Annotated in this window: 8 protein-coding genes; all 8 read left to right on the top strand. The window is 45.9% G+C overall.

The features are described from left to right. Positions 1-132 precede the first annotated feature (132 nt). The 8 genes from GL182_RS07940 (at position 133) to GL182_RS07905 (ending at position 16,042) form a co-directional block, all read left to right on the top strand. Positions 133-333 (top strand): hypothetical protein, encoded by a 201-nt coding sequence (locus GL182_RS07940; protein WP_163379094.1) that lies wholly within the window; start codon positions 133-135, stop codon positions 331-333. 720 nt (positions 334-1,053) lie between these two features. After that, positions 1,054-3,540 carry a glycoside hydrolase family 2 TIM barrel-domain containing protein gene (locus GL182_RS07935; RefSeq protein ID WP_163379093.1) on the top strand — a complete coding sequence of 829 codons (2,487 nt, stop codon included), beginning with the start codon at positions 1,054-1,056 and terminating at the stop codon, positions 3,538-3,540. Positions 3,541-3,652: 112 nt separating this feature from the next. Continuing rightward, positions 3,653-5,104 carry a sulfatase gene (locus tag GL182_RS07930; protein ID WP_163379092.1) on the top strand — a complete coding sequence of 484 codons (1,452 nt, stop codon included), beginning with the start codon at positions 3,653-3,655 and terminating at the stop codon, positions 5,102-5,104. Positions 5,105-5,384: 280 nt separating this feature from the next. After that, a complete protein-coding gene (locus GL182_RS07925) occupies positions 5,385-7,037 on the top strand; it encodes an arylsulfatase (RefSeq protein WP_163379091.1) in 1,653 nt (550 codons plus the stop codon). Between the two features lie 283 nt (positions 7,038-7,320). Further along, positions 7,321-8,763, top strand: coding sequence for a sulfatase (locus GL182_RS07920; protein WP_163379090.1), 1,443 nt, complete (start codon positions 7,321-7,323; stop codon positions 8,761-8,763). A 278-nt stretch (positions 8,764-9,041) separates the two neighbouring features. Then, positions 9,042-12,410: a SusC/RagA family TonB-linked outer membrane protein gene (locus tag GL182_RS07915; RefSeq protein WP_163379089.1), complete on the top strand. Its 3,369-nt coding sequence runs from the start codon at positions 9,042-9,044 to the stop codon at positions 12,408-12,410. An 11-nt stretch (positions 12,411-12,421) separates the two neighbouring features. After that, a complete protein-coding gene (locus tag GL182_RS07910) occupies positions 12,422-14,155 on the top strand; it encodes a RagB/SusD family nutrient uptake outer membrane protein (protein WP_163379088.1) in 1,734 nt (577 codons plus the stop codon). Between the two features lie 396 nt (positions 14,156-14,551). After that, complete coding sequence (locus GL182_RS07905; RefSeq protein ID WP_163379087.1) at positions 14,552-16,042, top strand: DUF3863 domain-containing protein; 1,491 nt, start codon at positions 14,552-14,554, stop codon at positions 16,040-16,042. Positions 16,043-16,133 lie beyond the last annotated feature (91 nt).

The following is a 16,133-nucleotide window of genomic DNA, read 5'->3' as shown; positions in this document are numbered from 1 at the left end:
TTAAAAAAGACTTGGCAAGTATGTAATTCATATAATTATTCGTGCCGGATCGTTTCGGACATGGTAATAAAATATCGGGCAAACTTGGTTTATTTTTAAATATTGACCAATTTGTACCAACCTGCAAGAGTTATGAAAAAAATCAAAAGAAAATATATCGTTGACGAGGACCAAAAAAAAGTGGCCGTACAAATTGATATCGCCGATTTTGAAAAAATAGAGCAGCTATTAGAAGATCATGCACTGGGAAAATTAATGGAGGAAAATGATTCTGCTGAAAATCTAGATTTAAAAGAAGCGAAAGCATATTACGATCAATTAAACAAAACCTGATTGGGTGACTGTCCGGATTAATAAAAAATTTTTAAAAGATTTGTCCAAAATCCCCGTAAGTGATCGGAATAGGATAGCCCAATTTGTTTTTTAGGAAAGTGAAATTGTTTCCGTAGAGCTGGAGGGAATTTTTGAGAAGCTAAAGGGATACCAAACTTTTTACCGGGTAAGATTTGGCAATTACAGGGTTGGGGTTAGTTATGAAAACGAAGTGTTGACATTTGAAAGAGTCCTTCACAGGAAAGATATATACCGGTTTTTTCCCTAAAAAATGAAGCTGTGATTTTACCTATTCATTTATCCCCCTTTGTTGGATTTTTATGCTGTAATCGGGTGGAGTCCAGATGTTGCAGGGTGTTCCATACCCTTTATGCGCCCTTACTTACAGGATGCCCCACTTTTTACTTTGTGCTGTAAACTGCTTCGATGAATTTTTGGCAGTTACACAGATTGGTATTTCAGTCAACATACTGTATAATTTTGTCAAAATAAAGGACACCTTTTTAAACACAAAACCCTAAACTTGAATATCCTTTTCAACCAATTAGGCAAAAGAGATTTTTGCTAACATTTATTTCCATGAAATCGAGCACGACTAGATCCTCACACACCAGGATCATTGTTAAAAATAGGAGATTCTCCCGAATCAAGTTAGAGATAGGTTATCACGACCTTTCGTGCGTGACGAATTATGATCGCTAAGAAACAATTATAATCACAATGAAACACTATTTTCCAAACGTATTTTTTGTCCTACTCATTGCTTTTTGTTCTGGCTGTGGGAATAGCAATAAATCGGAAAAACCAGGCAGGCAAAAAGAAAACTTTGATTTTGATTGGCGGTTTTCCAGGGGAGATTTTCCGGAAGCTTCGCAGCCGAATTTTGACGATAGTGAGTGGGAAGAAATCGATGTTCCCCATGATTGGGCGATTCTGGATGAATTTTCACCAGATAATCCTACGGGCAGGCCCGGGGGCTTTTCATCAGGAGGGGTGGGATGGTATAGAAAAACTTTTTTCTTAGGGGAAGAGGCTGCCGAGTCCAAAATTTCCATCGAATTTGGAGGAGTATATGAAAATAGTGAGGTCTGGATAAACGGGCATTACCTGGGACTTCGACCCTATGGCTATATCAGTTTTAACTACGATTTAACCCCATACCTGAATGCAAATGGAAACAATATCATTGCCGTGCGGGTAGACAATTCCCAACAGCCAAGCGCACGCTGGTATACCGGTTGCGGAATCAACAGGCACGTCTGGCTGGTTAAAACCAACAAATTGCATGTTGCCCGACATGGGGTTTTTGTAACCACTCCCCATGTCACCTCAGAAAGTGCCCAGGTAGCGATCCGTACCACCATCAAGAATGATTGGGAGCACGACGAGCCATTTCAGCTGGTTCAGGAACTGTACACTTCCAGCAATGAACTGGTTGACCAATCGGAAGTAACGGTCCAGGTGGATCCCGGGAAGGAAAAGACCTTCGACCAAAAATTAACCCTCCTTGAACCCGATCTATGGTCTCCCGATGATCCTACCCTCTATACCCTTAAGACCCTTTTGCGTCAAAAAGACTCCCCGATGGATGACCTACACACACCGGTAGGCATACGCTATTTCGAGTTTTCACCGGACAATGGATTCTCCTTAAATGGAGAAAGGATGAAAATGAAAGGCGTTAACATTCATGCGGATTTAGGGGCACTTGGTACGGCGTTAAACAATCGGGTGTTGGAACGCCGGCTGGAAATACTAAAAGATATGGGTTGCAATGCCATCCGGACGGCACATTATCCTCACTCGGAGGAATTGATGGAAATGTGTGACAGGATGGGCTTTATGGTGATGGACGAAGCCTTTGACGAATGGCTGGAGTCCTGGCCTTTTGGGGGAATAAAGCCGCCGAAAGGGAAAGCAAAATACGGGTACCACCTCCATTTTGACGAGTGGGCAGAAAAGGACCTTACCGAGTTGATCCGTAGAGACCGAAATCATCCGTCGGTCATTCTATGGAGTGTTGGAAATGAAATTCCAGACGCTTGCTTTGAAATAGGTACCGAGCGATTGAAAAAGTTAATGGGGGTCGTTAGAGAAGAAGACCCGACCCGCCCGATTACCGCAGGTATAACCCACATTCACCTGGCCAATGAAAGTGGATTTGCCTCCCAATTGGATGTAACTGGATACAACGGTGGAGGTGGCTCTGCGTTTATGTATGAAGCAGATAAGGAAACCTATCCGGATAGAATATTTTTGGCGACTGAAGTTCCCCATTCCTTCCAAACCAGGGGAGTGTACCGGACCCAGTCCTGGTACCGGGGACAAAATCCCCTCGGAGGAATAATGAAAGTTCCCAATCTTACGGAAGAGGAGGTCTTTACCGACGTGCCCAAACATTACAGTTCTTCCTATGACAATGCCATGGTACGGATAGGTGCGCGTGATTCCTGGAGGAGAACCCGGGATTTACCCTACATGGCAGGGGAGTTTCGCTGGACCGGGTTTGATTATTTGGGAGAATCTTTGATGGGTTGGCCGGCGAGATTCTGGAATTATGGAATCATAGACATGGCCGGATTTCCCAAGGACACCTATTTTTTCTATAAAAGCCAATGGACCGATGCACCGATGGTACACATCCTTCCTCATTGGAATTGGCTAGGCAAGGAGGGCGTGGAAATACCCGTGGTGGCCTATTCAAATGGTGAATCCGTGGAGTTGTTTCTGAACGGCAAATCGTTGGGAGAAAAGGAAATGGATGATAAGATGGACCTGGTTTGGCTGGTTCCTTATGAACCAGGGGTTTTGGTGGCTAAAGGCAAACGAAATGGTGAAGTGGTTTCGGAAATGGAAGTGGTGACTGCGGGAAGTCCGGCAAAAATTCAGCTTTTGGCCGACAGGCAAGCGATAAAAGCAGACAGGCAGAACGTGGTTCATGTGGAAGTAAACATTCTGGACAATAATAACCATTTCGTTCCCAATGCATCCAACAGGATTCAGTTTAAAATAGATGGCGAGGCAAGCATTATCGCAGTAGATAATGGAGATCCGTTAAATGAGGAAAGCTTTGATAACCTCTCACGTAAGGTTTTTAACGGAAAATGCCTGGTTATTGTAAAATCGAACGGAAAACCGGGAAAACTTACCTTAACCGCTGAAGCAGAAGGCTTGGAGGAAGCAGAAATAACGGTTCTTACCCGTTAAAGCCTATTCGAAAAAGTGTACCGAACAACCTGCGGGAAAAAACACTTACTCGCCGTCCGAAATTTGATCGATAGTAATGAATTTGGGGTAAACAAATCATAAATTTAGCATTATGCCCAAACCTATAAAAAAGAGAATGATGATAGGGACTTTTACCATGCCTGTGTTTGCCCTCCTTGGCCTGCTATTGCTCCTTTCCTGCAAGGAGCAGGCAAAGCGTCCCAATATCATTTTAATCCTCACCGACCAGCAAAGCGAAAGCATGATGAGCAGTTCGGGCAACCAGTACCTCTATACCCCGGCCATGGACTACATCGCCACCAATGGCATTCGTTTTACCCGGGCCTATGTTACCAATCCGGTATGTTCTCCGTCCCGGGTAAGTTTGATGACGGGAAGGTTTCCAGGCTTTTACAAAGACGCTGAAGGCAGGCAGGTAAGGAACAATGCAGGCGCTATGGATATCCCGGCCGACAGCCCGGAGGCATTGGGAGAAAATCTGGCCAGCTACTTAAAAAAAGCGGGGTACGATTTGGTGTATGGAGGCAAACAGCACCTTCCGCCATTCCTGGATCCGGATTTGCAGGGCTTTCATGTGCTCACCGAAGATGCCAGAGGGGAATTGGCTAGTAAGGCTGCCGACTACATCAGGGCCGATCACGATAATCCCTATTTTATGACCGTATCCCTGATCAACCCACATGACATTTGCTTTATGGCCATACGGGATTTTGCGGATTCCGCTTACCTTCAGCAATTGCAACGAAATTTTAAAGCGGAATTAACGCTGTTGGACAAAGCCCTGGAGTTGCCGGAAGGCGTCAGTCGGGAGGAATTTTTTGAACAGTACTGCCCACCCTTACCTCCCAATTTCGAACCCCAGGAAGACGAGGCAAAGGCCATTGAGTTGTTTTTGAACCGTGATCCCCGGTCCTTTCGCAGCGGAGCCCGGGAAGAATATACCGAAGAACAGTGGCGCATGCACCGCTGGGCCTATGCCCGGTTGACCGAAATGGTGGATGTGCACGTTCAGGAAATTTTGGATGCCTTGATTGAAAGCGGTAAAGAAGAAGAGACGCTGATCCTTTTCACCAGCGAGCACGGAGACAATGACGGCTCCCATCGATTGGAGCACAAAAACGTGCTGTACGAGGAGTCGGTTAAGGTTCCGTTTACAGCCATGTGGAAAGGACATATACCCGCTGGACAGGTAAATGACCGGCAACTGGTGTCGGTGGGCTTGGACTTATTACCTACTTTGGCGGACTATGCCGGCATCGCTGCCGAAACGGATCCGCGTGGCAGTAGTTTGCGTCCGCTTTTCGAGGGTGAAAAAGTGGAATGGCGGGAAAGCCTGGGGATTGAAGGGGAGATCAGCAGGGCGGTAATCCAGGAAGGGGGTATCAAATACATCCGATATGATGCAGCGGGATTTGAGGAGCGCCTGATGGACCTGAAGGAGGATCCCTACGAGACCACCCATTTTACCCAGGACCCGGCTTATTCGGAGCAGTTGGAAAAGATCCGGATTGAATTCGAGGAATATTGGTTTGAAGGTCATTAAAAGACAGAATGGATGTCCTATGTCCATTTGGTCGTACATTGAAAAGGGAAAAAAGAGGAAATATGACACAATTAAGAGGATGATGACAAACATCTGCTCAGACACATTTTACGGACAAAGAAGAATATTGCTTAAAGACCCAAATGGAACATTGGTAGATGTTTCTTCACCCATACCAAATTTCGACCATAAGTAAAACACGGGACGGCGGATTATTTCGTGACCATCTTGGTCATGGCGAAAAGAAACGTGCTCCTGAAAAACCCATAACCTAATGATTATGAAACAAATAGCTTCCATCTTACTTACCTGTCTATTTAATGTATGGCTTTTACCTGAAGTATGGGCTCAAAAAAGACCCAATATTCTCCTCATCATGGCGGACGATATGGGCTATTCAGATATGGGAAGCTTTGGGGGAGAGATATCCACCCCAAACCTGGACAGACTGGCCGAAGGAGGGATTAAATTTACCCAATTTTACAATGCGGCCAGGTGCTGTCCCACCCGCGCATCCTTACTCACCGGACTGTATCCCCATCAGGCAGGTATAGGCGGCATGACCAACGATCGGGGCGTTGCTTCGTACCGAGGCGACCTGAACAAGCAATGTGTTACCGTAGCCGAAACCCTAAAAGAGAGTGGTTACCGAACTTTTATGTCCGGAAAATGGCATGTGACCAAGCATGTGGATTTCTGGAGGACCTGGTTGACGGAGGATCAGAAAATACGAACATCCAAGGATAATTGGCCTGTACAGCGGGGTTTTGAGGAGTTTTTCGGTACCATCCATGGAGCCGGCTCTTATTACAATCCGGCTACCCTGACCCGAAACAATACCCCCATCACTGCCGGGGAAAACTTTTATTATACGGATGCCATCAGTGAGCATGCATCGGAGTTCATCAGAAACCTGGGAGATGCGGAGGAGGATGACAAGCCCTTTTTTGGCTACATCGCCTATACCGCTCCCCATTGGCCCCTTCATGCCTTGCCGGAGGACATCAAGAAATACAAGGGCAGGTATGACCAGGGATGGGATAAGGTACGGGAGGAGCGCATGGCCCGAATGACAGCGATGGGCCTGATTCCTCCCGAATGGAAATTGAGTGATAGGGATCCTGATAACCTTTCCTGGGAAGCAACCGAAGATAAGGAATGGTGGGCAGCTTGCATGGAAGTCTATGCAGCCATGGTAGACCGGATGGATCAGGGCATAGGAAAAATCATTCAGTCACTGGAAGCAACCGGACAATTGGACAATACCCTGATATTCTTTTTGCAGGATAATGGAGGTTGTCACGAAGTATTGACCGATAACTGGCCCAGATCCCTTCATTTCCCGGCTTTTCAGCGGGATGGAAGTCCCCTGCTCAGGGGCAATGATGTCAGTCAGATGCCCGGTCCGGAGAGCACCTATATGAGTTATGCTTCCGAGTGGGCAAATGTGAGTAATACCCCCTTTCGACTATACAAACACTATATCCACGAGGGAGGCATTGCTACACCCCTGATCGCCTACTGGCCGGAAGGTATTCAGCAAGCTTCCCGTACTACGGATCAACTGGGACATATCATCGATATCATGCCCACCATTGTAGAAGTAGCCGGAGCCAGTTATCCCGAGGAATACAAGGGAGAAAAGATCCAAGCCATGGAAGGGCAGAGTTTGGTGCCGGTGTTCCGAAATCAAAGGTTTGATCATCAGGCCATTGGATGGGAGCATGAAGGGAATAGGGGATTTAGGGATGGAAAATGGAAGTTGGTGGAGCGGAGAAATCCCGGGATCGCCTGGGAGCTTTACGATATGGAGAACGATCGCACGGAGCAAAACAATTTGGTGGAGGCGTACCCCGAAGTGGCCCAATCCATGATTCAAAAATACCAAACCTGGGCAGATCGGGTAGGGGTGGTGGATTGGCGAAAACCGTAGGATAATGGAGTTGCCGGCACGGGTAAGCGGAAAATAGGTCGAACTTAGGTTTTAAGGGCAATTTATGATATAATTTGGATAAAATATTGGATAGCCTACCACCAACATTTTTTTAGATTTACATCACAAGCTGGCCTTAATTTCTTCGCAGGAAAGGGACCGTCCCACCTGATCAGGTATTTTAAAATCCATAGGAGATGCAACTGGTTGAAAGATTTAGGAATAGAATTAAATGGGAGGCAAGCGGATTGAATAATCACCATTCAAAGCAATGAATAATCATATGAAAAGCATTCCGTTAAGCATATTATTAATTTTTGGTGTCCTGGCCAATTTAAATGCCCAAGACAGCTCAACACCACCAAATATAATATTGATCTTTGTTGACGACCTGGGCTATGGGGATCTGTCCGGCTATGGCTCGGTCTGGAACCAAACGCCGGAAATAGACAAAATGATGGCTGAAGGGCTGCGGTTTACCAATTTTTATGCAGGAGCACCCGTTTGCACCCCATCGCGCGCCGCATTGATGACGGGCTCCCTGGCAAGAAGGGTTGATCTAGACTTGGACGCAGAAAACCGGTGGGTACTTTTTCCTAAAGCATCAAAGGGCATTAACCCTGCAGAAAAAATTCTACCCGAGATTTTAAAAGAAGCCGGATATGCCACTGCCATTGTAGGCAAATGGCATCTGGGGGACCAACCGCAATACCTTCCTACCAAACATGGATTTGATTTTTGGTATGGCCTGCCTTATTCTAATGACATGGCCATAGGTGTAAATGATGAACCCATACTCCCCTTGATGAGAAATGAAGAAGTTGTAGAAAGAATCAAAGGAGGAGCGAAGAACAGAGAGCATCAGGCCACCTTAACGCAAAAATATACAGATGCAACCCTTAAATGGATAGAAGCGCATAAAGAACGGCCTTTCTTTCTCTACCTTTCCCATACCATGCCTCATGTTCCTGTGGCAGCACGGGAGGCATTTCATCAACGGACCAACCATCCCAATACTGCATTTGGAGGAAGTATTGCTGAAGTAAGTTGGTCTACCGGCCAGATAATGGAATACCTTAGAGAGAGGGAACTTTCGGAGAATACCCTGGTGATTTTTACCTCAGATAATGGAGGGGCCCAAAAATTTGGTTCAAGTAATGGGATATTAAAGGGAAGTAAAGGACAAACCTATGAAGGGGGGATTCGGGTACCTTTTCTGGCCTGGTGGCCGGGTAAAATCGAACCCGGCACAACCTGTCATGCACCAGCATCAGTTTTGGATTTATTGCCTACTTTTTCATCGATAGCCGGGGCAAGGCCTGATCTTTCGCCAAAAGGAGACGGCATGGATATCTCCGATTATTTTTTTAACCCGGATTCACTCCGAAACGACCGGCCTTTCTATTATTGGCATGCAGGTTACCTTATGGGTGTAAGGCTTGGAGATTGGAAGCTCAATTTGCTGGGCATCTTCAATGAGGAGGAGAAGGAAAACATTCGGAAGTCCACCTATAATATAACACAGTTTCCGGAAGACATCGAATTAATTAACCTTCGGAAGGATCCAGCTGAAACCACGGATGTTTCAAAAGATTTTCCAGAAGTGGTCGAAGCATTAAGGAAATTGGCGGACAAACAAATAGAAGCTCTCGGCCAATATGACCAGTACGGTCCGGAAGTGAGAAAAACACCGGTGGTGGATCGCCCTGTTTTTCTGATCGAATAAAAAGCAACTAAATTGATTGAGAAGATTTTTAAACCAGTTTTGGAATAATATACTGTTGATTGGGAGGAATTGGTCCTAATCCAAATCAACTGAGATAAAGTGAGTTCATTTTACCATTGTTTCTGAGTCGCTTTTTTAGTCAGTATGTTTTTTTACCCCTCCTATCACATGAAAAACCCTATATGAGGTTAAGATAGGATATTATTTGGTTAAGATGTTGGATGCTTTAACCTGCGCATCTTAATAGCTTTATAAATTCTTCACTTAACCTTATTGTTATGAGAACAAATTATACTTACACCTTTAGAAAACATGATACATGTTTTTATCTCAGAAAGTTATGGCAAAAGACCATTCCTGTCACAGGAGGGTTTTTTGGATATTGTTTGTCCCTGTTATTAGTATTCCAGGTAGCGGCAGCAGAATTGTCCCTTCCAAAAAGCAACATTAATGGGGAAAAAGAATTTGCAGGCAATGGTTTTGGATTGGATCTTCCCAATGTAAAGACCGGGGATGCTATCTCAGCTCGAATGGCAGACATTACCATTTCCGGAACGGTAAAGGATGATACCGGTGATCCCCTGCCCGGTGCATCCGTTACAGTGGCCGGTACTACTCTTGGAACGGTAACCGATATAGATGGGAAATATACGCTGGAAGTCGACGAAAATGCCACCGTGATATTTTCTTTTATAGGCTTCGAACCACAGGAGGTAGCAGTAGGAAACCGGTCAGAAATTAACATCACGCTACAGGCCAATGTATCTTCCCTGAATGAAGTCGTCGTCGTCGGCTACGGCACCAAAAAGAAGATCAATCTGACCGGGGCCGTTTCTACAGCGAGGGGAGAGGACATGGCAAACCGTCCGGTAACCAACGTGCAGCAGGCCATGCAAGGGCTGGTCAGTAACCTGGTCATTCAGCCCAATACCGCTGGAGGCGAGCCGGGTGCAGATATGGCCATGACCATCCGGGGCTTAGCCTCGTTTGAAGGAAATACGGCTCCCTTTGTTTTGGTGGATGGGGTTCCTATGGGTATCAACGACATCGACCCTAACGATATTGAATCCGTTTCTGTTTTAAAAGATGCCGCTTCCACCTCTATTTACGGTGCGCGGGCAGCTTATGGGGTTATCCTGATTACTACGAAAAAGGGGAGTAAAGGATCCCGAATTTCCTATTCCACAAATGCCGGTCTCAGTAGCCCCACCATATGGCCGAAGTTACAGGGAGGAACAGATTGGGCGCATGCTTTAAACGATGCCAGGACCAATTTTGGAGCCTCCCCATTTTATCCGGAGGAAGCCATTCAGCGCCTGGAACAAAATCTGGCCAATCCGGGTAGTGCCCCGGGCATGTTGCCGCTTGGTTCGGGCGATAATTGGGACCTAATGAATACGGGTACCAGAGGTGTGGCTAATGATGGTATCAGGGATTTGATCATGAAGGACAATTCTTTCAGAGTGAAACACAACCTGTCTGTTTCAGGTGGAAACGATAATGTTAATTATTATTTATCCAGTGGTTTTTATCAGGAAGACGGACTGTTGAGATTCGGTGACGAATCATTCAATCGATTTAATGTGGATGCTAAAATTGGTGCCAAGGTCACTGAATGGATGAACCTTGATCTATTTGTAAAATACAAATCTGAAAATGAGGATTTTCCCTGGAACCAGAACTTTGGACGCGCCTGGTACATGAACTGGATTGGAAAAATAAAATTTGGTACACCAGCCAAGTATCCCGGTACAGATATTTGGACCCAACAGACCAATGTGGAGGCCTGGAGGAGGGTTCGGCAAACGATCACAGATAACCAGCTGGTCCTTTCACCCAAAATAGAAATAAAGCCGATAGAAGGTTGGGTGACCACGGTACAGCTGAATTACACGTCCACTCAAGTGGAAGACACCAGAACGGCCTTGCAATACCCATGGGTCAGGCCTGGTGATGGTCCTAATTTTTCTGGTGGCGATATTGATTTCATACCGCAAAACAGGGAATCTACGGAATATCACAATGAGTTGAGGAGAAACACCTATCTCTCCCCTAATATCTATTCCTCCTACTCCAGGCTATTAGGAAGGCATGACCTGCAATTGATGGTGGGATATCAACAAGAGGAGTATACCTTCAGTAATTTAGGTGCGAGAAGCTTCTTCCTGCTGAGTGATGCCATTCCTTCGATCAGTACCTCAGTTGGGGATCAACTGGTGAATGACGGCATTGGACACTGGTCTACCCGAAGCTTTTTTGGAAGGTTTAATTATATTTTTGACGAAAAGTACCTGCTTGAAGTAAACATGCGGACGGATGGGTCCTCCCGGTTTGAAGAAGCTGAGCGATGGGGCGTATTTCCATCGGTATCGGCTGGATGGATACTTTCGGAAGAGAACTTCTTATCATCGACTGATTTATTCGACCTGTTAAAATTAAGAGGTTCGTACGGAACATTGGGTAATCAGGATGTGGCCAATTATTTATTCATTCCTACCATGCCGATCCAGCAAACCAATAACTGGTTATTTGGCAATCAGCGCGCCTGGACAGTTCGTGCTCCCAATCTGAATAGTGTGAATTTATCCTGGGAAACCGTATCCACCTTAGATCTTGGTATTGATGCATCCATACTCAACAACCGGTTAGGAGTTTCTTTTGGTGTATATGAAACCAGAACATCTGACCTGGTTGGACCGGGACAACCCCTGCCGGCCGTATTGGGATCAACTGTGCCAAAAAGGAACGAGGGAGAAATAAAAACACGGGGATGGGAACTGGAGCTTTCCTGGAAAAATCAGGTAAACCCGGATTTCCGATATGAAATCAGAGGGCAATTGGCTGATTACAGAAGCACCGTGGTGGATTATAACAATCCGAACGGTTTGTTGAACACCTTTTATCCCGGACAGGATCTCAATGAGATCTGGGGATACCGGTACGATGGACATTTTCAAACGGAGGCAGAAATAAACGAAGGGGTAGATCAGAGTTTTATTTATTCCGGCCTATGGAGAACAGGTGATTTCAGGTATAAAGATTTGAATGGTGATGGTAAAATCGATATTGGAGATAATACCGTTGGTAATCCTGGAGACCTTGAAATCATAGGAAATACCACTCCACGATTTACATACGGGTTGAACCTGAATGCCCAATGGAGGAACTTTGATGTTTCGGTGTTTTTCCAGGGAGTGGCCAAAAGGGATTGGACATTTGGTAACAGTTCTGTATTTAGGGGGCCTGCAGCAGGACCCATGCACAATAATGTCTTAGAGGGACATATGGACTACTGGCGTGATGAAACAAGTGTTTTAGGGGCAAATCCAGATGCTTATTTCCCAAGACCTTATGCCCAGTTCTTCGGCGAAAATGCGAAAAACTACGGTAGCCCTGTCGATCACCTGATTCAAAATGCGGCCTATTTAAGGCTTAAAAACCTACAGTTTGGCTATTCACTTCCTCAAAAAATTGCGGAAAAAGTGTTGCTGACCAGTGCCAGGATCTTTGTGTCGGGTGAAAACCTTTTAACCTTTACCGATTTGATGTTTTTTGACCCGGAGGCCCTTGCCGGAAGATGGTATGGTGCTGGGGACGCTTATCCATTGAGCACGACCATGTCTGCGGGTATAAACCTTAATTTCTAAAATAAGACGCCATGAAAAGAATATATTATATACTGATAGTTGCATTAGCAGGGAGCACATTGCTGCATTCCTGCCAAGATGATTTCCTGGAAAGATCACCACTTGACCAGATATCTGATCCGGAATTCTGGAACAGTCAATCCGATCTGGAGTTATTTCTTAATTCATTTTATGACTCCTTTCAGGGTTGGCCGGCCTCCGGTGGCGGAAAGGCACCTACAAAAGACGAGGGAACAGACTTTGCACTAGAGGGCCTCAATGCCTTTGGTGGCACGTTTACCCAACGAATGGATGGTGTATTGAATGTTCCGGGTTCTGGTGGCGGCTGGAGTTGGGGCAATATTCGAAACATCAACTACTTCCTTGCTAATGTTGATCGCGTTGAAGAGGGAGGTAGTATGAGAGACCATTATGTGGGTGAGGGACATTTTTTCAGGGCATGGTTTTACTTCGATATGTTTAAGGATTTTGGAGCATTACCCATCATTACCGTTCCCGTTACAGCCGAGGATGAAGACATTTTGTACGGCGCACGTGCCAACAGAACGGATGTTTTCGATTTTATTCTCAATGATATTGATATGGCCATCTCCAAAATGAATCCTAGTAGCCAACTGGCTACTCCCGGAACCCGTTTGAGTAAAGATATCGCTTTGTTATTTAAAGCAAGAGCGGCTTTATTTGCTGGTACATGGGAGAAATATCATCAGGGTTCTGTCTTTGCAGGACAAACGGATGGAAGCCAATATATAGAAGAAGCTGCAGCTGCTGCCAAGCAGATTATTGATGATGGGCATTTTTCCCTTGTCACAGGGGATAGCAGCAGCGTCTATTTTGAGCTCTTTAACCAGGTGGATTATGCCGGTAATCCGGAAGTGATTTTTTACCAACATTTTGATAGGGTAATTGGTGACAGCTTTAGTAATCAATTGTGGAACTGGCCCAACGGTTATGGATATACTTATGATGCGTCAAGGTTTTATTTGAGCAATGATGGGTTACCCATAGCTGTAAGCCCAAATTTCGTTGGAGATGAGACCTTAGATATTCTTGAAGAGAATCGCGATCCACGTCTTGCACAGACATTTATGGTGCCGGGAGATATCAGAAGAATACAAGGAACGGACACGCTTTATTTTGACACCCCGGACGTGGACAATAGTGGCACGGGTATAGAATCACAAAAGTTCCGGCACATCGTAGTAGATCCGTCCGTAGGCATAAATAATGGCAATGTAGATTATATATTTATGCGCTACGCCGAAGCATTGTTGATTTATGCTGAAGCGAAAGCTGAACTGGGTACCCTGACGCAGGCAGACGTTGACATGACAATCAATCAACTCAGGGACAGGGTAGGAATGCCTCACCTTATCTTAAATGACATCACTCCTGATCCCAACTGGCCGGATTACGGTTATCCATTGACCGACGTTTTACAAGAAATCAGAAGAGAACGCGTAGTTGAATTGTTTGCAGAAGGGTTTCGTTTTGACGATTTGATGCGTTGGAGAGCCCATGAGTACTGGATGGGAGAACGATTCGTAGGCACATTTGCTACTCCCGAATTAAGGGAAGTTTCTAATGTCCCGGTTAATGCTGACGGATTTTTTGATCCGTTCCGGGATAGGTTAAGTGGCCCGGACGGGGGGTATGGATTTGATCCGGAAAGGGACTATTTAAGACCTCTTCCTACCAATGAATTGACCTTAAATACCAACCTGGACCAGAATCCGGGCTGGTAAACACATCCCTTTTTCTACCTGGAAGAAGGGCCATCATCCCATCAATCCAGGTCAAAGGTCTTATAACCTGCGACCTGGATTGATTTTTCCGGTTTATTCCCCAAAAACATCCGGGATTATTCTCATTTTAATAGAAGGAAGGGGATACCATTGACGAACCTATTTCTCCACAGTATACTACTGGCGCTATGCAGCGGCAACTATTACAAGGTAATCATGGACCCGTAGCCTACCGTAACATAGTGGTAACGAAACGTTGATTAAAAATAGATAATGGATAGCATGACAAAATATGAATGATAGAAATAGTGTGTTCGATAGGAAGAGCAGCCAGCGGTATTCTAATTGTATTGAAAACCATCATTTGAAAAGTAGACATACCGAATGAATCGCACCATGAGAAAAAGAAAAATACCGTCTTTTGTTATCCCGCTTTTGAGTGGATTTGTCCTTATCCTGCTTACTTTCGGAACAGGGATCGGGCAGACGGAAAATCAGGTTTCAAAAGCCAATGAACCCATCGATGATTTCGAACCTAAGGTAGAACTAATGGGAAATCGGTTCCTGACTTTTGCCTCGGTGGTTCGGGTAAACCAAATCGAAACCACCCGTACCGAATCTCATGGCGTGGATGAGTCGGCCGTGCACAGTCCCCGCGAGGCCAGTGTCTTCCGGGAGGCCATTGAGAAAGCCTGGCCGGGAGCCAGAATGACCTGGGCCTTCAGTTGGCTTGCCCTGCAGGATGAGCGTCCAAACTACCACGAATTAAGGGAACTCATCGTCTCTTACCACAAAAAATACGGGGATGAAATCACATTTATACCGGGCGCCTATTTTTCTCCCATGTACAATTCCCGTGAGCAGACTAACCGCGACCTGCATGAAGGCTTGCAAATGGTCTCTGAGATGGTGGGTAATGGATACCGGCCCCTGGCCGTGATTGGTGGCTTTTTATCAGCCGAAAACCTCCGGTACCTGTCAGAAGAAGAAAACATACACGTCAGCCAGGGCACCATCTGGAGCCAATATGCGGTAGACAATGGGGATGGCGAGGGGTCTATTGTGTATCCCTATTATCCTTCTACCGAACATTTCAACAAGCCGGCCCAGGGAGAGGCCGATCTTATCGACTGTGTAAATCTTGATGGCTGGACTGTCGATTTTCTGAATGCAAGGTATCCCGGTGCCAGACGAATCGATGGCGTAAATTGTGGCAGCCGGATGGGGGTTGGGCCGATCGAGACGGTGATCCGATTGGGCACAGCACCCGGTGTGCGGCAGATGCTTGCCACCACGTCAACACACTTCGACAAGGGATTTGATTTGAATGGTTTTGCCTGGGTAACGTCCATTTGGGAACTTAGCCTGGTAGAAGCCCGAAAGCTATTCCCTGGCTATCAGGAACGAAATGGCATGGAAGGCCTGGACATCTGGCTGAGTGAAATCCGGAGGCGCTGGCCGGATGCAAAGGCCATCACGCATGGAGAATTCGGGATGCTTTGGCGGGAGCATTATAAAAACAACGATGAACTTGATTACCGTTTCGTTCACCGTGGATCAGGCATTTGTGGATCAGAACCGGAACTGGAGATTCGCTGGTTTATGAACAAGGATTTCCGAATGGCCACGCTCAGGGATTGGATTGCCCAAACGCCCGAAAAGTTGATCGATTTTACACGTTACGATCTGGAGGCGAAAGAACCTGCCGATGCAAAACCAGGCCAACCTATCCGAAACTGGAGCCTGATGAACCGCTTGAATCAAAAAGGTACCCGTCCACAGGACGTGCCCATGGATATAGAAGAATTGTATCCCGAAGAACAGGAGATGATCCAAAACAGATATCCGGTTTTGTTTAGGGAAGGGCACCCTCTGAGTATAAAATAAGGAATCAAAAGTATCGTGCCATGACATTTATGGCTAATGAGCCCTGGGCTGAAATGAGAAGGACCGACACTCCGCTGACTTTGCCCGGAAA

Source organism: Cyclobacterium sp. SYSU L10401, assembly GCF_010993705.1.
Lineage (GTDB): Bacteria > Bacteroidota > Bacteroidia > Cytophagales > Cyclobacteriaceae > Cyclobacterium.
This window is presented reverse-complemented; position numbering and strand designations above follow the sequence as displayed.

What these genes read in the sequence shown, in the direction of transcription:
- GL182_RS07940 (WP_163379094.1), top strand. Translation starts at nt 133, where the DNA reads ATGAAAAAAATCAAAAGAAAATATATCGTTGACGAGGACCAAAAAAAA.
- GL182_RS07935 (WP_163379093.1), top strand. Translation starts at nt 1,054, where the DNA reads ATGAAACACTATTTTCCAAACGTATTTTTTGTCCTACTCATTGCTTTT.
- GL182_RS07930 (WP_163379092.1), top strand. Translation starts at nt 3,653, where the DNA reads ATGCCCAAACCTATAAAAAAGAGAATGATGATAGGGACTTTTACCATG.
- GL182_RS07925 (WP_163379091.1), top strand. Translation starts at nt 5,385, where the DNA reads ATGAAACAAATAGCTTCCATCTTACTTACCTGTCTATTTAATGTATGG.
- GL182_RS07920 (WP_163379090.1), top strand. Translation starts at nt 7,321, where the DNA reads ATGAAAAGCATTCCGTTAAGCATATTATTAATTTTTGGTGTCCTGGCC.
- GL182_RS07915 (WP_163379089.1), top strand. Translation starts at nt 9,042, where the DNA reads ATGAGAACAAATTATACTTACACCTTTAGAAAACATGATACATGTTTT.
- GL182_RS07910 (WP_163379088.1), top strand. Translation starts at nt 12,422, where the DNA reads ATGAAAAGAATATATTATATACTGATAGTTGCATTAGCAGGGAGCACA.
- GL182_RS07905 (WP_163379087.1), top strand. Translation starts at nt 14,552, where the DNA reads ATGAGAAAAAGAAAAATACCGTCTTTTGTTATCCCGCTTTTGAGTGGA.